Below are 17,988 nucleotides of genomic sequence, written 5' to 3' on the forward strand. Positions count from 1 at the left end.
TCGTTATATGACACAGCAAGTAAAAGTGATCGGCATTGTTGCCGGTGAAGCTTCAGGTGACCTGCTCGCCAGTCATATGATGGAGGAACTAAAACGGGCAGTGCCCAGCGTGAAATTCATCGGAATCGGTGGACCCAAGATGCAGGCAGTTGGTATGCAAGTATTATTCCCGCAGGAAAAGCTTGCAGTGCGCGGTTATGTCGAAGTGCTGAGACATTATTGTGAAATTTTGGGTATACGTCGCAAGCTCCGAGCGTATTTCTATGCTCATCCCCCCGATTTATTTATTGGTATTGATGCACCAGATTTTAATCTGGATCTAGAGTTGAAGCTCAAGGAACATGGCATTCCTACCGTACATTACATTAGTCCATCCATTTGGGCATGGCGCGGCGAACGTATCCACAAGATTAAACGTGCGGTATCGCATATGCTGGCGTTATTTCCTTTTGAAACTCCACTATATGAAAAAGCAGGCATTCCGGTAACCTATGTCGGGCACCCTTTGGCCGATATATTGCCAGAGGTACCCAATCGGAACGCAATGCGCGAGCAGATGCGTTTGCCCATGCAAAGTAAAGTATTTGCCTTTCTGCCAGGAAGTCGTCAGAGTGAGGTGCGAAATCTGGCTTTAATCTTTATTAATACCGCGAGAGTTATTTTACAAAAACTACCTGAAGCAATCTTCCTTGTACCATTGGCGACCATTGAAACGCGTCGTATTTTTGAGGAAATATTGAGGCATTGCGGGGGACAGAATTTGCCAATCAGGATCCAATTTGGCCATGCGCACGATGCGATTATCGCTGCAGATGTTGTGCTGGTTGCATCGGGTACCGCTACGCTGGAAGTTGCGCTACTCAAACGTCCCATGGTGATTACTTACAAGATGCCAGCCTTGTCATATTGGCTATTAAAGCCCAAGGCATACCAGCCATATTTCGGTCTTCCAAATATTCTTGCGGGTAAATTTGTAGTGCCAGAGCTGTTTCAGGATAATGCAACACCGGAGAACCTTGCACAGGCGCTGCTAAACTGGTTGTCTAACAAAGAAGCAGTTACCGAACTAGAGGCAATATTTACCGATATGCATTCCACGCTTAGGCAGGGTAATGCGCATAAAGCCGCGCAAGCTATTTTGTCATATCTGGGTATGCAACAGGGAGCCAACAAGTGAACAACCAACTACTTATCTGTGGAGTGGATGAAGCGGGGCGCGGGCCGTTAGCAGGACCAGTCTATGCCGCTGCGGTAATATTGAATAACTGCCGGCCAATAGAGGGACTAGATGATTCCAAGAAGCTCAGCGAAAAGCGGCGTAATTATCTAGCGTTAGAAATAAAGCAATATGCCTTGGCATGGGCGATTGCAGAGGCTTCAGTCAAAGAGATTGATTCCATCAATATTTTGCGTGCCAGCCTGTTGGCTATGCGCCGTGCAATTAAAATGCTACAGATCCGACCGCATGAAGTTTTGGTCGACGGTCTGTATTGCCCGAATACGGGACTCCCGAGCCGTGCCATTGTGCGAGGGGATAGCAGTGTTGCGTCCATCTCGGCAGCTTCTATATTAGCTAAAACCGCGCGTGACGCGGCTATGCTGTTGCTACATGATACCTATCCACAATATGGTTTTGCTGCGCATAAAGGCTACGCGACTGAGGTACATCTGGTGGCATTGAGGATGCACGGCGTTTCCGCCGAACATAGAAGAAGTTTCCGACCCGTACGAGAAGCATTGGAGCAGAAAAAGAGATGAAGTGGATCTGTTCAAACGGATGTATATTCCTACTTTTTACGATGTAGAGACTTGATAATAAGGGTATGTGCTTTGAGTATCCTGTTAAAGTTTAATGTTCCAAATTAAACAATAAATCATAAATATTTTTCAAAAACTTCCATTGAATGAATTCTGGATAAAAGTCGATAAAACGCTTCGCTATCATGGACGGCAGATTCTACGTTCAACGCGCGGTGTGTGGTGGGATATGCGCCGCTTACCTATGGAACGCCCCGTCTTCGTCATTGGCTGTAGCCGAGCGGGCACCACTTTGGTGTATAAAACATTTTCTGAATCAAAGAATTTAGGCACGCTGCAGCGGGAAACGCATGATTTCTGGACGGAGATGCATTCTCCGGCCAGCAAACACTGGAATACCCATGCGTTAATCGCACAAGACGCCACTCAAAACGACAGGGATACTGTGGCCCGCTATTTTTATGCCCATACTGGTAAAACAAGGTTTATCGACAAAAATAACCAGAATGGCTTAGGTGTATCCTATTTATATTCCTTATTTCCTGATGCGCATTTCGTTTACGTAAAACGCAACCCCGGTGACAACATCAATTCTCTTATCGAGGGTTGGAACAAACCAAAGGAATTCGCCACCTGGTCAAATTTATTACCGGAACAAATCTCTGTCGAGAATGGACGGCATACGCAATGGTGTTTCTTCCTTGCCAATGGCTGGCGTGACTATATAAATGCATCTGTCGAGGAGGTCTGTGCATTCCAGTATAACGCGATCAACCAAGCTATCCTCGATGCCCAGTGCATTATTCCAACCGCACAATGGAGCGAAGTTTTCTACGAAGATATAGTGCGTCACCCAACAGAGAGTTTCCGCAAGCTATTCGAGGCTAGCGGCTTACCTTTTGGTGCGCAACTACAAGCGCATTGCGAGAATGTGTTAGACACACCTTACAACGCCTTCTCCGAAATCCGCTTGGACAAGTGGAAGGATAGCCGTAATTGCGAAAAAATTGAGCGAGTGCTGGCTAAAGTTCAAGCGACCGCCTGTGCCATGGGATATAAACTTTGAGTCGTTTCTCCCGGGTATTCCATTTATTCGGCTGGGGCAGTGTAATCGGCTTATTATTACTAGGATTGGTAGAAGTCTGGCTACACACAGACGACTTCATGTATCGCTACCGTTCAGTGTTCGCCGCGGGGCGCGCCATGGGTAAGTTACATTATTTAAAATCGCAAAATCCAACACTGCTGGTATTAGGAAATAGCCGGATAGATAATGGTTTTATCCCACAAATTTTGTTGGAAGGTGGTGCGGCAGATGTCTCCGGCTTCAATATGGGTATGCCGGGCGCTAACGCGAGCATTCTTTATGGCGTAGTGAAACGTTTAGCGAATGATGGCAACTTGGGCACAAAAGGCATACGCACTGTACTTATCGGTCTGGACGAACATCTGTTACAAGCCGAGGATAGTTTAGGGTATGGTGTGTTTTATAGTGACCCCGCCTGGCTATGGCGCAATCACGACTGGCGTGGAATGCTGGCGCACAGCATACGCCTATGGGGTTTCTCCGCTAATCTGAAGCAATTGCGGGAGCCGGGCAAAGCACTGGGATTTTTTCAGGCAAGTTTTATCAATACTGAACCTATCGGTGGTGGTGCAGCAATGTACTTAGGCTATCGAGCTGGTTTTGGTGGCTTGCAGGATGCAGGACAGATACGCCGGCAGCAGGAAAGTTTTGATGCGCCCCCCGACGGGGTTCAGATCGACGCACTGTTCGCCACCGTTGCCCTGTTGCGACAATATGGCGTACAAGTGGCAGTGGTATATCCTCCGCTGCTAAATCGTGAACTTTTGTACCTCACGCCACAGCTACCGGCGGCACGCCCCTATATCGCCGTGGCTGAGCGTTTAAATGCCCAGGGGGTTCCGCAATTGACACTTGAGGCGGGTACACAGCGCAACCCAGAAATGTTTATCAATTCCGGCCACTTAAATGATTACGGCGCGCAATATCACAGTCGCTTACTGGCACGGCAATTGCGGGTCATCTGGCCAAGCCTGTTTGTCAAAGAGGAGGGCGCATGATTTTCAGCAGCATGAGCTTCATAGTGTTCCTGATCGCGGTGTTATTCATCTATGCCGCCACCGATAACTACCGCCAGCGTGCCGCCATCATTCTGGTAGCGAGCTTGGTGTTTTATGGGTCGTGGAAACCCTCCTATCTGCTTTTGCTGATAGCCTCGCTTACCCTAAACTATGGCTTTTACCGCATCCTCCAACATAACCGCTCCCGCGCCTGGCTCAGCCTGGGTTTAGTGATTAATCTTGGGGTACTAATTTTTTTCAAATATCTGGGGCTGTTTTTCCAGACCCTCATTACCATGGGTGGCTATTTCCAATTCCCCGTACCTGTCGAATCACCCAGTTGGACACAATGGGCACTACCACTGGGAGTAAGCTTTTATACTTTTCATATGCTCTCGGTGATGATAGATGTGTACCGGGGCGATTGGGTACGCCCCATCAGCTTCCGCGCCTGGAGCATGTATGTCACATTTTTCCCACATATGATTGCCGGCCCCATTCTGCGTGCCAGCGAATTGGTGGAACAACTGGAAAAACTCGAACCACTAAAACTGGATGCGGTGCGGCTGGGTGCGCTAATTTTTATTGGCGGTCTTATCAAAAAGACACTTTTGGCTGACAACCTGTCGGGTTTTGTAGAGCCACTATATGCTCACCCGGAGCAGTTAAATTTTTTCACTTCCTGGCTCGCCACACTGGCCTTCGCCTTGCAGATTTATTTCGATTTTTCCGGGTACAGCGAGATGGCTGTTGGCCTCGCCCGCATGTTTGGTGTTACCCTTCCACGTAACTTTCTCTACCCTTACATCAGCCGCAGCGTGAAGGAATTTTGGCAACGCTGGCACATTACTTTGTCGCGTTGGCTCAGGGATTACCTCTATATTTCATTGGGTGGTTCGCATTGCTCCCTTCCCCGCAACATGGTCAATCTTATGATTACCATGTTATTGGGTGGCTTATGGCACGGCGCGGGCTGGAATTTTGTGTTCTGGGGTTTCTTGCATGGAAGTTATCTGGTAGGGCATCGTTTGTTACTGCATGTGTACACTTGGGCAGGCGTCACGGCAGGTTCTGTTATTGATCGCACTTTGTCTTGGCTGGGCTGGCCTCTTACCTTCATTTTAGTGTGCTTTACCTGGGTGTTTTTCCGCGCCAATACCTTTCCTGATGCTTGGCACATTAGTGCAACTATGCTGGGCCTGGCCCAGCCCCGTGGTGCAATTCATTTTATTCGCCTCTCGGAACAGATGATAATAACTGCAGCCCTATTGGTAGCATTGCTGGAGCCACATATCGTGGCGTGGTTTCAGCGGCAAGGCCCCCTCAATTGGTGGTGGGTAGCCAGTCCTGTGCGTGGTTTTGCATATGCGGCACTGGTACTGGCACTAGTATTGTTTGGCGGTGACACCCAGAAATTCATCTATTTTGATTTCTAAGATTACGATGGGAACTTGGGTTTGTGGAATAAGTATCGTTTGGCTGTTAGCCCAACTTGCGTTGCTTTTTGTCTATCGCCATACGTTGGCGGCTTATTGGCGGGAGCCTGCGTTACGTTATCCGGTACTGGTTTTTGAAAGTGATGATTGGGGTGCGGGGCCGCTAGAACAGGCACAAGCACTCGATGCGCTGCGAAAGATACTAAAAGGCCACCGGGATCAGTCTAACCATTATCCGGTAATGACTTTGGGTCTTATCTTGAGCATTGCGGATACTCAGGCCATGTCTACAGCAAAAAACCCCGATTACATTCGGATCACTCTCGACCATGCCAGCTTCGGACCCGTGGTGGTTGCACTGCACGCGGGGATAGATGAGGGCGTATTTGCCCCGCAATTGCATGGCTTGGAGCACTATTGGCCGCCCGCAGTCATAGCGGCGGCGAGGGCGGATGCACCAGTAGCTGCGTGGCTAAAAACAAATGGCTTAGCGTATAGTGAAGACTTACCTCCTCGCTTACAAAGCCGTTGGATTGACGCCGCTTCACTTCCCTCTCAGCCACTTTCTGAAACAGAAATTCATGCTGCTGTAATGGAAGAGGCCAAAATATATATGAAAATTTTCGGTACAAGACCTGTAATTGCCGTACCCACCACTTTTATTTGGAGCGACGAAGTAGAGCGTGCCTGGGCCGCCCAGGGCGTGCGCTGTGTTATTACTCCCGGCACCCGTTACGAAAGCCGCGATATGCAAGGCCGCCCCAGCGGAGACGGTAGGGTAATACTGAACGGTGAACACGGGCAGGGTAATGTGATGTACCTAGTACGCAATAATTATTTTGAACCTAAACTGGGTCATCTAGCCGAAAAAGGACTGGCCGCCCTATCATTACAAACACAATGTGGGCGCCCAACTTTGCTGGAAACGCATCGTTTTAATTTTCTAGGTAATCCGGCCCAATCCAAGGCAGCATTGGCAGAGCTAAACCGGCTGCTGACGGAAACACGGGCACGTTATAGTGAACTACGATTCTTGTCCACGCAAGACATTGTTGATGCGATTGCGGATCAGGATACGTCGCTGATTGCAACCACATCGCGGGCCCGGATGCACGCTTGGCTCGCGCGCATCAGTCAAATATCACGGTTTTGGAAACTTGCGCAGCTCACTGGATTGGTGGTTCCACTGTGGTTATTAAAAAAATGGGTAGCCTGAGCGGGCCGCGTTTCTCTGTCATTATTCCTGCTTACAATGCAGCAGGTACTCTGGCACGTGCACTTGATTCAGTATTAACCCAAAGTTGGGCAGCATTTGAAGTTATCGTGATTGATGATGGCTCCGTTGATAATACTGCGGCGGTAGCAGCAAATTACGGGGAAAAAATTCGATATCTGCGCCAAAACAATGTCGGAGTGTCTGCTGCACGTAACCATGGCGCACGCATAGCGAGTGGAGACTGGCTGACTTTTCTTGATGCCGACGACTGGTACTACCCCGACCGGTTGAAATGGCACGGCGAATGGATTACGCGCGATCCAACACTGGATTTTCTCACTGGCAATTATGAATATCGTGATACTAGTGGCACGCTACTAAGCTACTCTATGCAAAATAAGGCGTCCGGTCGTGTCATGCTGACCAAAGCTGCTGGTAACCTTGAGGTAGTAATGGCAGACTCAGAATTCGAGGCCTTCATTGCCGACCATTTCGGCGATACCCATACCTTAAGTTTGCCACGTGCCACTTTTCTAGAGTTGGGGGGCTACCCCATGGGATTCAAGGTTTGTGAAGACGTACACCTTCTCACCCGCTTGGTAGCGCGCAGCCACCGGGTGGGCGTAGTTTGCGAGCCATTAGCGGTCTATCTCATCCATGCCGCTAGTGCGACCCGTGCTGACCCGGTGCGAGCGCAGTTCGAAAATGTGCGTACCCTGCTTGCGCTTGGAAAACTTGCAGGTAGTCTGCCACCAGAGGTGCGCCGTGGTTATTTTACCCGGCTACACCAAGCGCGACTGAACTTGGGTTACGCGCTAATAAAATCAGGGCGTCATTTTTCTGCCGTGCGCGCCGTATTACCTTCACTAATCGAAGCGCCAAGCCTGACCAGCGTGCGTAATTTATTGTCTATCATTAAAGGCTGACATGTCGCGATATCTGGTACTTACCGAGTTATTTTTACCTACCAAAGGCGGCACCGCAGTCTGGTTTGCTGAGGTCTACCAACGCCTGTCCGGCAAGGAAACCCACATTGTCACCGCAAATGTACCAAATGCAGCGGCGGTGGATGCGATACATTCCAACACAATCCATCGTATCCCCATGCGTCGGGTGACTTGGCTCCGGCCAGAATCGTTGGGCATGTATGCTAACCTGCTTATCAAATCCTTATGGTTGGCACTTACTCACCGCTTCACCGCTATTCATGCCGGTCGCGCTCTGCCGGAAGGCATTACAGCCTGGCTTGTAGCACGGTTGACTTTACATCAGGTCGTAATCTATGCTCACGGTGAGGAACTTACTACCTGGGGGCACGGTGGGAAATACAAGGCAATGCGTTTTGCTTTACGTCACGCTGACCAGGTTATTGCTAATAGTGAATACACTCGCGACGTACTCATCAAAATGGGTGTAAATCCTACCCGCATCGCACTTATCTATCCTGGCGTAGACGTGACTCGCTTCCACCCAGGTTTGGCGTTTGCGGAGTTGCGTCAATCAGTGGGTGTAACGGATGTTGGTAAGCTAATTTTGTCGGTAGGGCGGCTGTCACGGCGTAAGGGATTTGATCAGGTGATCCAAGCACTACCTGCACTGATTCATGCAGGGTTGGATATACAGTATGTGCTGATTGGTATTGGTGAAGATTATGATTATTTGTATGATCTCGCACGCAAATACGGTGTGGCTGACCGAGTTCACCTATTGGGTCACGTCAGTGATAATGACCTACCACGTTGGTACAATGCCTGTGACGTATTTATCATGCCTAATCGTGAGATCAATGGTGACACCGAAGGGTTTGGGATGGTGTTTATTGAAGCAGCGGCATGTGGCAAGCCCGCCATTGCCGGGCAAGCTGGCGGTACAGGAGCAGCGGTATTGGATGGGATTACAGGTTTCAGAGTGGACGGTACGGATCCTGCTGCAGTCACATTCGCATTGCAACGGATACTGGAAAACGCACAATATGCCCAGCAGATCGGGAACCGTGCACTAACAAGAGCAATCCAACAATTTGATTGGATTGTCGTGGCCGAAAAAACTCAACAATTGCAAATGAAATAATACCTAGTCAATACCCGTTGCTGCATTTGAGTCGTGCTTAATATAAGGATAAAAATTATGAAACAAATCAAATTAAGGATTGCATTTTCACTGACAATACTGGTCGTGCTTGGATTGCTTGCAGTGAACCAAGTATCAGCTGTGGCGCCCTATAAAGCTACAGCGGCAGAATTATCCGTACTTCCACTTTTTTGCCAAACCAAATTAAGCGCCACTTCCAGTGCAGCAGATCACGCACTATATTCCGGAAAGATTGGACCCGATTGGCTGCACATCCACCATTACTGTTTCGGACTCAATTTCATTAATCGGTACAAAAGATCTTTCGGTAACAAAACTGACCAAGCCTTCTATTTTCAAAGTGCGATGAGTGAGTTTGAATATATTTTTGGTCATTCGTCACCCACTTTCTGGTTGCGGCCGGAGATGCATGTTCAGAAAGGCAAGTTGCTTGCTGCCGCTAAACGCAATGTCGAAGCAGTAAGCGAATTTGAGCAAGCGCTACAAAGAGATCCAAACTATGTTGAAGCGTATGTTGCACTCAGTGAGCTTTATCAGAATACCGGCCAGCAATTGAAATCTATTGCGGCAGTGGAACAAGCGTTACAGCGTGCGCCAAATAGTAAACCCTTGCAAAGACGATACAATCAGTTGACGGGCAAAATCTTTACGCCACCCACACTCACTGTAGAGCAGGTTGCACAAATCTCCCCGATGCCTGTTACGCAAGCCGTTGTGATAAGCGGGGTTAGCTCGACCACTGTGCAACCAGTTCCTGCTTCATCGCCAGTGGTCGTGCCCGAAAAGATTGGAACTCCTACCAACCCATATTGCCGTTTTTGTCCGTCAGAGTAAGAATGGTCAATCTGCGGAGGTGTCACTGACAATATATTTGAATCTAAATGATAATTTAATCCAAGCACTCTCCAGCCTGAGCATTTTTTCCCACCCAAGCCAGTAGTTGTCTCTTCATGGCTTCTGCCAGTTCAGGTTTATCTGCGATGAGGTTGTGTTGGCAGGTCAGGTCTGTTTCCAAGTCGAACAATTTGTAAAGCGCGCCACCTACCACAGGCTGATAAACAAGCTTCCAGCGGCCGATACGGATCATTCTGTCCTTGGCCTGGAATACAATATCATGGTATTGCGGTTTGATCGCCAGGGTGCCGCTGGCCTTATTCGAAACCTCCAGTAGTTCCAGTAAATTGGGATAGCGCAGGTGATCTTCGTGCATACCCGGCATGTCGGTAATCCAGATACCTGTTTCATTGAAGGCAGGCAGTCCCAGATCGTGTTTTTCACCACGCACTAGATCCGCCAGAGATACACCTTCCATCGAATCTGGAATAGTTAATCCGGCCAGTTCCAGCAGGGTTGGGGCAACGTCGATGCTGCGGATGACCTGATTGATTTTTCCGCAGGCTGGTTTACGCGGGTCGCGGATCAGTAGTGGAATGCGGGAACTGAAATCACCAACCGCAGAATTACCTTGGCCCCAAGTTTCGTGCTCGAAAAATTCCATGCCATGGTCGGAATAGACAACGACTATAGTGTTGTCTGCCAAGCCACAATCCTTGAGGTGGCAGATCATTTTTCCGACTTCATCATCAAACTCTGCCACGCAGCCATCGTATAAATCAATGATTTGGTCGAGGTCAAATTCCTCTTTGGGTGCGCCCTGTCGACGGATGATCTCGAATGGATCAGTCAATCGTGCCATGGCGAACTTGGATTCACCGTTATAGGCCGGATCGGCAAAGCGCGTGTACCACGGCCATTCGGAGGCAAACGGCGGGTGCGTGGTGGAATAAAACACATTGAGAAAAAATGGTTGAGCGCTATCCGCTAGACGCGAAACCAGGTGCCGGGCATATTTGCCCATCGGTTGGGTCAGTGGCATGCCTCCAAGATAATAAATTTCCGGCAGCATCAGTCGCCCCAACCGGTTGTGTGTAAACAGCGATAAAAAAAGGCGTAAATCCTTAGGCCCCTGTCGGATCAGATATTTGAGATTCCACTGGTCTTCTGGCAGGTCGGCATAATCGAAACCGAAAGAAAATTTGCCCATGTCGCCACCGCACCAATCTGAGATTGCAGCGGTGCGGTAGCCATGTGCCTTGAGAAGATGGGGCAGTGCATCGACTTTTAGACGGGTAACATCGTCCGCGTTGAAATTGTCGCGAATGCCGTGGGTGTGCGGCCAAGTACCTGTCATCAGCGAAATCAGGCTGGGAGCGGTGCGAGCGCAGGGCACATAGCAATTGGCAAACAGCACCCCAAGCTCGGCCAGTTGATCAATGTTGGGCGTGAGGGCACGTCTATATCCCAGCGTACCCAGCCGATCTGCACGCAAGGTGTCTGATCCGATCATTAAAATATTGGGTGGCGTATTGGCCGCGCGTTCGGGTGTTCGACGGGGTGGACGTGCCTCGGGCAACCAGGCCGCCCAGGTAATTGTCCCTGAAAAAAATAGCGCAGCAGACCACAATGCAATCAGATCGGTCATCAGGTTCAGCTTGATCAATTGCAATGAAGTTGCGATCAGCAACAGCAAAGTGGCAGAAATACACGCAACCTGCATTAGATAAATTCGTTCCGGCGTCATCCAGCGCCACAGCCCATAAAAACGGCTTATACGGTAATGCATGGAGGCGACCAGCAGCCCTGGATTAAAGCGCAGCTTGCGGATAAATTGCAGCATGACCGCGCCTAGGATACCCAGCACTGCGGCGAGTGTTGCAAGATCACTTGACCATTCGCCGCCCAGACTTACAGTCAACATGTAATATAGCAATACTCCTGCACTGCCAGTAAATAGCATGATAAAAAATGCCCAGGCAAACAGGCGGGCGAGCGCAAACAGGGTGTAGTGCCGGTAATAAATGAGCACTTCTTTTTGAATGTGTGGACCGGTTTGAGAAAAGTCAATTAGCGATTTTGCCAGCAGTGCCACAGAACCCACGCTTGCCACAAATAACGCAGGTAACACACCACCAGCCCAGAGTGTACTGCTGCTGGTATAGCAGGCAATCAATCCACAGGTAACTGTCGAAATCGCCAACGCTACTATGAGCAAGATGCTACGATCAAGGGGGATGTTTAGCTTTTTTTTGCGATATTTTTTGGGGGAATCGGAGAAATCGAGATCATCCACTGATGCAACACCCATGTACTGGGTCTGTTGATGAATGTAAACCGGATGGGATATTCGATCCCATCGCCCCTGTAAAAATCCATAGAGGGTTACCACTCGAACAAACTCCATGACTACCAGCACACGTAAGCGCATGCGCCAGTTGTCTGGGGGTGTAGTAGCTACAACCTGGGACCAGAGACGCTTATGAATATGCCATCCAAACAAGGCAAGGGCAGCAGCGGCCAATGGAAAAAACCACAGTCCAGCCACCAGCAACAAGGTAATGGCGCCATGTACGCGCAGATTGGTGAGATAACCTGCTGTGCCTATGCCGACACGCGCATTGCCACGGGAGAAGTTGATCCGCTGTCGGGCAAGCGCGCGCCATGTTTCCCTTGGGCGCCAGCGCACGATCGCATCACGGCAAAAAACAAAACGGCATCCGAGTTGTCGCATGCGTATGTTAAATAGCGTGTCTTCAGCAGCATAAAGCCATTCAGGATAGCCTCCGGCCTTTTCCCATGCAGCCTTGGAAAATGCCACAGAACGGCTGGAGGGAAAGTAGCGAGCAGCTTGTGTTCCTTCACGGTTTGGTTGAAAAGTGGCTCGAACTACGGCAACCTCAAATGGTGTATGCGTTTCAAAGTGGAAATTGCCGGCAACGACATCTGGCGCAGGTTCAGAATGGAAACGCTGCGCAATTTTGGCAAGCCAGTCCATATCTACCCGGCAACCTGCATCGGTAACAGCCAGATGGGTGCCCGTTGCTGCGGCAATCCCAAGATTTCTGCCTTGGGCAATATTGCAGGGCTGGGATATCACGCGTAGCAGACCCTGGGCAGCGTACTCCATCAGAATCTCGCGTGTGCCATCCGTGCTGGCTCCATCAACGATCAGAATTTCGTCGGGCATGTGACTTTGCGCCAGCAAGGAAGCAACGAACGAGCGGATAGTATTGGCTTCGTTACGTACCGTGGCGATGAGGGTAAAGCGTAGTTCAGCCATGTTTAGCGATCTTGGTGTTTCGCGTTAATCGATGGCGCTGATGCAATCCCTTTATCAGCCCGAAGGCATGGGTCACATTCATCGCCTGGCGCAGGCTTTCAGGCTGGTTCAAGAGCAGCATGGCAATGGCTTTGATATTGTGCGAGGCGGCTTGGCCAAACAGGAAGGGGGAATGCTAAACAGCGTTCGCATATACTCAGGCAGTTCATGCAAGCCCTTGCGGGTACCTGCCTGATGATGCAAGCGTAAAAAATAACGTCGGTTCAGGCGCCGCGGTTCCACGCCATGCAATACCGCCATATCCAGACGGTGGCGGATACGGGCACCCATACTTAACAGGCGCTGGAACATTACTACGACTTCCCCCCCTCCGAAAGCAGCGCCTTCCGGGTTGTAGCGTTTGTCGAAGCGCAGACTGGGATCGTTACGAAACAGGCGCATGTCGTAGGCGACGTTACCGGTCCAGATGGGGGTGCTGTGGTTGGTGATCCCGAATGGTGTCGGGCTGTGGTTCACTTCGGCCAGGAAGCCAAGCAGGTCATCGCTCAGCCAGGCCGGGCGGCCATGGCGGGTGAAATCCACCTCCACACGTCCACCGGCACATTGCGCCCTCTCATTGACAATGGCGTTTTGGGCCGCATTCAGCACCCCGTTTAACGGGAATTCGTCGTCATCCATGAATCAAAATGTCGCTATCCAGCGCCTCCTCGATGGGCCAGTTGCGGGCCGGGACGAAACTCTGGGCGGGTCTCGATGACGAAGCGCAGAGGATCGCCCAGCCGGGCGGCCAGGTTTTCCAGGATGGCGCGGGTGTTGTCCTTGCTGTTGTTGTTGACGGCCAGGATTTCAAAGGGTACCGGACAATTCTGAGTGCACATGGCAGTTACTAGTTTTTCTAGGCGATTGGCGCGATTGTGGACGCAGATCGGGATGGTGAGCAGCGGGGTCAAGATGAACGCGATCGGTATAGGCCTTGCATCAGGCCGAGAAAATGGCACACTACCATTTCCCGGTTGAATGCTTCATCCCGGGGCTGGGTCATATGTCCCCACAGCATGCGCACCACGGCTCGGAGAAACTGGGGAAAAACATACAGAGGGATATTGAGCAGGCGGCGCTCACCCGCAATGTTTTTGCTTTGTGCGATGTTGCGGCTGGTTTGAAAACGCCAGCGACGGAAGTAGCGCTTGGTCAGACGGAAGCTCTCCACCTTGTGGCGCACACGGGACTGACCGAGAAACATGGACTTGAGACCCGCTGACAGGATGCGCTCGAAAAGTTCGATATCCTCTCCGCTGGCAAGCACCTTGCCCTTGCGTCCACGACTGGTGTCGAAACCGCCCACCTTTTGGATCACCTCGCGGCGGAAGGCCATGTTGGCGCCGTAGGGCGCCTGGGAAGGTGAGGTGATGTCGTAATCATCGCTGCGTTCCGTACGGACAGCGAGAAAGCCATGGAAGCGCTCAGTCAGCCAGCCGGGAGGCGGCACTTCCCAGATGGGGGCAATGTAGCCGCCACAGGCATCGGCGCTGTATTGCTCTAGTCCGGCCAAGGTCACTTCCATCCAGTCCGATTCGGGCAGCACGTCGTCGTCAGTGAAGAGCAGGATATCGCCCTGCGCGGCGGCAATGCCATGGTTGCGTGCGTGGGACAGCCCCTGCTCGCCTTCGAATTCATAGCGGAGCAGCGGCCATTCGCGCTGAAATTCTGCGATCACCTGTTGAGTGTGATCATTCGAGTTATTGTCTACCACGATGACTTCCCACTCGCGTCTGGCCACTGGTTGTTGAGCCTTGAGCGCACGCAGGGTGTCGCGCAGCGATTCCCCGCGGTTGTAGGTACAGACGATGACAGAGGCATCCATTATTAGTTTAATCGCAGAATTCGGTGCAAGTAATAACGCATCAGATGCGTCAAGCTGCCGTCATTGGTCCCCAGACGAATCTTGCGCAGCAGCATGGCCGGGGTGTCGGTTCCAAACACATCCAATCGGCGGATTTGATAGGCGCTCACTGTCGGCCGGTTGAAACCGGATTCTACCGAAAAAGCGGTGGTGAAACCTGCACGCTGGGCAGCGTTGCGGACGGCTTCGTTGTGACGGCCATAGGGGTACGCAAGATACACCGGGGCTTGACCGCAGATGTCTGTGATCAGAACGCGCGAATCGCGTAAATCCTGTTCCAGTGCCGACGTTTCCAGTTTAGTCAGGTCGTGGTGCAGCAACGAATGCGAGTGCAGGCTGAAGCCCTGCGCGGAAAGACTGCGCAGTTGTGCCGCATTCATCAACGGATGGGGGAGCATGGGTTCTTCAGTGGTGACTTCCCAGTCACTTTGCCCGCCTAGCTTGCCAGCTACCAGAAACACCGTTGCGGGCCACTCCAATTTTTTCAGGGTGGGCGCTGCGAAATCGAACACACCGGTGAATCCGTCATCAAAAGTCAGCACGAAGGAATTCTCTGGTAACGATTTTTCACCACGCCGCCAAGCGTCGAAATCTTCAATGCTGACGGCGCACCAGCTTGCACGGGCCAGTGCCTGCATCTGGGCAGAAAAATGCTCCGGGCGAATGCAATAGATGTCGCGTGGGTGTTCCGGCTCACCCACGCGGTGGTACATGAGAATGGGGATACGTTGAGCCGTGTCCATCAGAAATTGAACCTTTTTTTGGCCGCGAGGATAGCGCGATGGACACTTAGCGGCAGCAGGCTGGGAAGCATGCGCAATTTGGCAGAAAGCGAGCCGTGCCCTGTGAGTAGGGTCTTGCGGAAAATAGGTCGCACATTTTTGAGGTCACCCTGCCAGTGCAGGGCATTGCCTTGCTGGATCAGCTTATCCCAAGTGAGGGATTCAATCTTGCCTGGCCCCAGTTGCCTGACGATTTGGGGATGTCGACGAAGAAACATCTCTTTCGCCCTGAAGGTATCGAGCGCGGCAAGCGCCAGATTGTGTGTGGCCTGCAGGCCATTGTGGTGTCGGTACTGGGCCAGCACCTCTGGCACGCGGATGATGGAACCAATGGCGGACACCTCCATCCACAGAAGATAATCCTCGGCAATGGTGAGCTGGGTGTTGAATCCACCTGCCTGGACAATGGCTGCATGCCGGGTGAGGCAGGCATGGATGGGCCAGCGGCAGCCCTCCAGCAGGGCGGCGGTCTTGCCCGGGTTTTCGTAATCAGGCGGGACGAACGGTTCGCCACGTAATCCGGGCAAACCCAGGTTCTGCCAGCCACAATAAGCGAGAACGACCTTGGAATCAGAAGCAAGTGCCATGTGCATTTTCTCAAGGAATTCAGCGCTCCAAGTATCGTCGCTGTCGAGAAAGGCGATGAAGGCACCACGCGCTTCCCTTAGCCCTAGGTTGCGCGCGCGGCTTACGCCGCGTTCCGGCAGGGTAAGCACCCTGAGGCGGGGGTCGTTAACCGAGCCGAGAATTTCAGACGTGCGATCGGTGGAGCCGTTGTCCACTACGATAAGTTCAAAATCGTTAAAAGTCTGCACCAGCACACTGTCGATGGTTGCCTGAATATGTCGCTCGCCGTTGAGGCAGGGCATGATGATAGAGACGATGGGGATCATGTTGTCCGCCCCTTCATGCGGGAAGTTACACGCTGCAAGGCGTAGCGTGAGACGGCGTGCCAAGAAACATCATTGCTGCCGAAGTAGGGTTTACGAGCCAAACTGCTGGTTGTGTCTGTGTTGAACACAGTCAGGTGACACAGTTGTGGGGGGGCGGTGCCACCGCGCAATGCCCAACTGGTGTGGGTGGTGCAGATAGGACAATAGCCGACCTCGCGCACTGTATTTACGCAGCGCCCGTCCCAAGCGCCGTAAGGATAGGCGAAACTGGATATTTCGCTGCCTAGCAGCCTGTCGGGCATCCCGTTAAATCCATCAACAACTCGAAGTTGACGAGCAAATTTGATCATCGTTTAGTATGTTGTATTTTCAGTTGTCTATCAAATTGTTTTTCAGGCTCTTAGAACGGTCATTGCTGTCGTAGATTACTGTTTTGCCTCTCTGTTCTACCCTGCTAACACAAACATTCGTTTCAAATTCCACGCCATCCGATAGGAGATGGCTATGGGCGTTGAGTACAGGTATTCAAGACGATGCCAACGGATAGTATTTTAATTTGCATCGTTGTCTTTCCGCCAAGTGCTCCATTTCCACTTTATGTAATTTGCCAAGCTTGATTGCTTTAGAGCACGTCGATAGCTGCTAACGCATCTGGCAAGTGTAAACAAGGCATTGTTATCCATGAACTCGCGTGAATAGAGCGAGCGACTGTGGTTAGACCACGAAAACTTGTAAGGCTCCGCGCCGTAACCAAAATCGATTTCGTGCAGATCATTGGCTAGACAATGATCTATTAGCAAAGCAAGATGAACAACACCGGGAGAATACTTTTGTACTTGGGTAGTATACGTTGGCTTTAACCAAAGCAATGAGCCTCTATGAACGAAGCCGAAATGCCAGTGCCACACCTTATCTCCAACTACTAGGCGGCTGAAGTGCAGCTTGCCGAGCTGCTGCGCGATGTCTGCCAGGTCTTTGTAAAACATTCGCACTTCAAGGACTTTGAAAAAATGAGGTTTATCATCCGTACCCCATTGATTTTCATAGGTGACGAACATTTGTTCCAGGGCGCTGGCTACATCAATATCCGTGATTATCTCTAGGGACACGGTCCCAAGTTTCTCTGCCTGTCGGATGCTCCTGCGTACATTTCCGCGATGTGATGCACCACAGTTCTGTAAAACCTGCTCCAAGGTTTGCCCGGGTTCGAAAGGCAGGAAGGGTGCCACTGGATCTGGCTTTCCCGGCTCTACAGTCGTGCCTGAGTGTGTCTCAAATAGTCGATAGGCCGCAAGCTGGCCTAACTTTGGGAATACTGCTGTAGCAGATTGGTACAATGCAGACCAAAAAGTATCCCAATCTTCTGCCTGCATAGTCACGCCGAGAGGCAAGGGGTTTTGATAATCAAAATGCAATAGGCCGCCAATAGGTTCAACAATTGTCCGCATCAAACCAAATAGCAGTGTCTCTCTAGCATAAAGCAAATACAAGATTTCGTGATTGGCATTATCGCTAGCGTGTATAAGAAAGGGTCTGCGTCCCTCGGCGGCGGCAATGGTACGCTCCCAACTACAGGCAAATTGCCTGCACTGCCAAATATCACCGTATAACTCAAAGGCTGTATCCCAGCGTGCGGCAAGGGCTGCATCCGCTGCATGTGCACCTCCCTCGATCCATTCAACCTGCCAACTCATAGCAGTTCAGATG

Annotated in this window: 18 protein-coding genes; 9 read left to right on the forward strand and 9 right to left on the reverse strand. The window is 51.0% G+C overall.

What is annotated here, in order from left to right; genetic code table 11:
- Nucleotides 1-7: 7 nt before the first annotated feature.
- The 9 genes from lpxB to MKZ32_RS07290 all read left to right on the forward strand — a co-directional run bounded on the left by lpxB (nucleotide 8) and on the right by MKZ32_RS07290 (nucleotide 9,420).
- Nucleotides 8-1,177: a lipid-A-disaccharide synthase gene (gene lpxB, locus MKZ32_RS07250; protein WP_239796660.1), complete on the forward strand. Its 1,170-nt coding sequence runs from the start codon at nucleotides 8-10 to the stop codon at nucleotides 1,175-1,177.
- Nucleotides 1,174-1,758, forward strand: coding sequence for a ribonuclease HII (rnhB, locus tag MKZ32_RS07255; RefSeq protein ID WP_239796661.1), 585 nt, complete (start codon nucleotides 1,174-1,176; stop codon nucleotides 1,756-1,758). Before lpxB ends, rnhB begins: the two co-directional genes overlap by 4 nt.
- 142 nt (nucleotides 1,759-1,900) lie before the next feature.
- Nucleotides 1,901-2,824 carry a sulfotransferase family protein gene (locus MKZ32_RS07260; protein WP_239796662.1) on the forward strand — a complete coding sequence of 308 codons (924 nt, stop codon included), beginning with the start codon at nucleotides 1,901-1,903 and terminating at the stop codon, nucleotides 2,822-2,824.
- Entirely contained in the window at nucleotides 2,821-3,843 is a 1,023-nt protein-coding gene (locus MKZ32_RS07265) for a hypothetical protein (protein ID WP_239796663.1), read from the forward strand. Before MKZ32_RS07260 ends, MKZ32_RS07265 begins: the two co-directional genes overlap by 4 nt.
- Nucleotides 3,840-5,279 carry an MBOAT family O-acyltransferase gene (locus MKZ32_RS07270; protein WP_239796664.1) on the forward strand — a complete coding sequence of 480 codons (1,440 nt, stop codon included), beginning with the start codon at nucleotides 3,840-3,842 and terminating at the stop codon, nucleotides 5,277-5,279. Before MKZ32_RS07265 ends, MKZ32_RS07270 begins: the two co-directional genes overlap by 4 nt.
- A gap of 7 nt (nucleotides 5,280-5,286) precedes the next feature.
- Nucleotides 5,287-6,495, forward strand: coding sequence for a hypothetical protein (locus tag MKZ32_RS07275; protein ID WP_239796665.1), 1,209 nt, complete (start codon nucleotides 5,287-5,289; stop codon nucleotides 6,493-6,495).
- A complete protein-coding gene (locus MKZ32_RS07280; protein WP_239796666.1) occupies nucleotides 6,468-7,421 on the forward strand; it encodes a glycosyltransferase family 2 protein in 954 nt (317 codons plus the stop codon). Before MKZ32_RS07275 ends, MKZ32_RS07280 begins: the two co-directional genes overlap by 28 nt.
- Before the next feature lies 1 nt (nucleotide 7,422).
- Nucleotides 7,423-8,565 (forward strand): glycosyltransferase family 4 protein, encoded by a 1,143-nt coding sequence (locus MKZ32_RS07285; RefSeq protein WP_239796667.1) that lies wholly within the window; start codon nucleotides 7,423-7,425, stop codon nucleotides 8,563-8,565.
- A gap of 57 nt (nucleotides 8,566-8,622) precedes the next feature.
- Complete coding sequence (locus MKZ32_RS07290) at nucleotides 8,623-9,420, forward strand: tetratricopeptide repeat protein (protein WP_239796668.1); 798 nt, start codon at nucleotides 8,623-8,625, stop codon at nucleotides 9,418-9,420.
- A 55-nt stretch (nucleotides 9,421-9,475) separates the two neighbouring features.
- On the opposite strand, the gene MKZ32_RS07295 is transcribed toward MKZ32_RS07290, so the two are convergent.
- From MKZ32_RS07295 to MKZ32_RS07330, 9 genes are all read right to left on the reverse strand, one after another.
- Nucleotides 9,476-12,703, reverse strand: coding sequence for a sulfatase-like hydrolase/transferase (locus MKZ32_RS07295; protein ID WP_239796669.1), 3,228 nt, complete (start codon nucleotides 12,701-12,703; stop codon nucleotides 9,476-9,478).
- A complete protein-coding gene (locus tag MKZ32_RS15445) occupies nucleotides 12,696-12,824 on the reverse strand; it encodes a hypothetical protein (RefSeq protein ID WP_275584273.1) in 129 nt (42 codons plus the stop codon). The genes MKZ32_RS07295 and MKZ32_RS15445 overlap by 8 nt, the downstream gene beginning before the upstream one ends.
- Nucleotides 12,812-13,381 carry a hypothetical protein gene (locus MKZ32_RS07300; protein WP_239796670.1) on the reverse strand — a complete coding sequence of 190 codons (570 nt, stop codon included), beginning with the start codon at nucleotides 13,379-13,381 and terminating at the stop codon, nucleotides 12,812-12,814. Before MKZ32_RS07300 ends, MKZ32_RS15445 begins: the two co-directional genes overlap by 13 nt.
- Before the next feature lie 14 nt (nucleotides 13,382-13,395).
- Entirely contained in the window at nucleotides 13,396-13,653 is a 258-nt protein-coding gene (locus tag MKZ32_RS07305) for a glycosyltransferase family 2 protein (RefSeq protein ID WP_239796671.1), read from the reverse strand.
- Nucleotides 13,650-14,567 (reverse strand): glycosyltransferase, encoded by a 918-nt coding sequence (locus MKZ32_RS07310; RefSeq protein ID WP_239796672.1) that lies wholly within the window; start codon nucleotides 14,565-14,567, stop codon nucleotides 13,650-13,652. The genes MKZ32_RS07305 and MKZ32_RS07310 overlap by 4 nt, the downstream gene beginning before the upstream one ends.
- Nucleotides 14,568-14,569: 2 nt before the next feature.
- A complete protein-coding gene (locus MKZ32_RS07315; protein WP_239796673.1) occupies nucleotides 14,570-15,349 on the reverse strand; it encodes a polysaccharide deacetylase family protein in 780 nt (259 codons plus the stop codon).
- A complete protein-coding gene (locus MKZ32_RS07320) occupies nucleotides 15,349-16,281 on the reverse strand; it encodes a glycosyltransferase (RefSeq protein WP_239796674.1) in 933 nt (310 codons plus the stop codon). The genes MKZ32_RS07315 and MKZ32_RS07320 overlap by 1 nt, the downstream gene beginning before the upstream one ends.
- The gene (locus tag MKZ32_RS07325) at nucleotides 16,278-16,631 is read right to left on the reverse strand and encodes a polysaccharide deacetylase family protein (RefSeq protein WP_239796675.1); all 354 of its coding nucleotides are present in this window, start codon (nucleotides 16,629-16,631) and stop codon (nucleotides 16,278-16,280) included. The genes MKZ32_RS07320 and MKZ32_RS07325 overlap by 4 nt, the downstream gene beginning before the upstream one ends.
- Before the next feature lie 201 nt (nucleotides 16,632-16,832).
- On the reverse strand, nucleotides 16,833-17,975 hold the full coding sequence (locus tag MKZ32_RS07330; RefSeq protein WP_239796676.1) for a GNAT family N-acetyltransferase: 1,143 nt from the start codon (nucleotides 17,973-17,975) through the stop codon (nucleotides 16,833-16,835).
- Nucleotides 17,976-17,988: the final 13 nt, after the last annotated feature.

This window comes from Candidatus Nitrotoga arctica (assembly GCF_918378365.1).
GTDB classification, from domain to species: domain Bacteria; phylum Pseudomonadota; class Gammaproteobacteria; order Burkholderiales; family Gallionellaceae; genus Nitrotoga; species Nitrotoga arctica.

Excerpts from the sequence above, each read along its gene's own strand:
- lpxB (WP_239796660.1), top strand. The coding sequence starts at position 8 with ATGACACAGCAAGTAAAAGTGATCGGCATTGTTGCCGGTGAAGCTTCA.
- MKZ32_RS07270 (WP_239796664.1), top strand. The coding sequence starts at position 3,840 with ATGATTTTCAGCAGCATGAGCTTCATAGTGTTCCTGATCGCGGTGTTA.
- MKZ32_RS07275 (WP_239796665.1), top strand. The coding sequence starts at position 5,287 with ATGGGAACTTGGGTTTGTGGAATAAGTATCGTTTGGCTGTTAGCCCAA.
- MKZ32_RS07285 (WP_239796667.1), top strand. The coding sequence starts at position 7,423 with ATGTCGCGATATCTGGTACTTACCGAGTTATTTTTACCTACCAAAGGC.
- MKZ32_RS07290 (WP_239796668.1), top strand. The coding sequence starts at position 8,623 with ATGAAACAAATCAAATTAAGGATTGCATTTTCACTGACAATACTGGTC.
- MKZ32_RS07295 (WP_239796669.1), bottom strand. The coding sequence starts at position 12,703 with ATGGCTGAACTACGCTTTACCCTCATCGCCACGGTACGTAACGAAGCC.
- MKZ32_RS15445 (WP_275584273.1), bottom strand. The coding sequence starts at position 12,824 with ATGCTGCTCTTGAACCAGCCTGAAAGCCTGCGCCAGGCGATGAATGTG.
- MKZ32_RS07300 (WP_239796670.1), bottom strand. The coding sequence starts at position 13,381 with ATGGATGACGACGAATTCCCGTTAAACGGGGTGCTGAATGCGGCCCAA.
- MKZ32_RS07310 (WP_239796672.1), bottom strand. The coding sequence starts at position 14,567 with ATGGATGCCTCTGTCATCGTCTGTACCTACAACCGCGGGGAATCGCTG.
- MKZ32_RS07315 (WP_239796673.1), bottom strand. The coding sequence starts at position 15,349 with ATGGACACGGCTCAACGTATCCCCATTCTCATGTACCACCGCGTGGGT.
- MKZ32_RS07320 (WP_239796674.1), bottom strand. The coding sequence starts at position 16,281 with ATGATCCCCATCGTCTCTATCATCATGCCCTGCCTCAACGGCGAGCGA.
- MKZ32_RS07325 (WP_239796675.1), bottom strand. The coding sequence starts at position 16,631 with ATGATCAAATTTGCTCGTCAACTTCGAGTTGTTGATGGATTTAACGGG.
- MKZ32_RS07330 (WP_239796676.1), bottom strand. The coding sequence starts at position 17,975 with ATGAGTTGGCAGGTTGAATGGATCGAGGGAGGTGCACATGCAGCGGAT.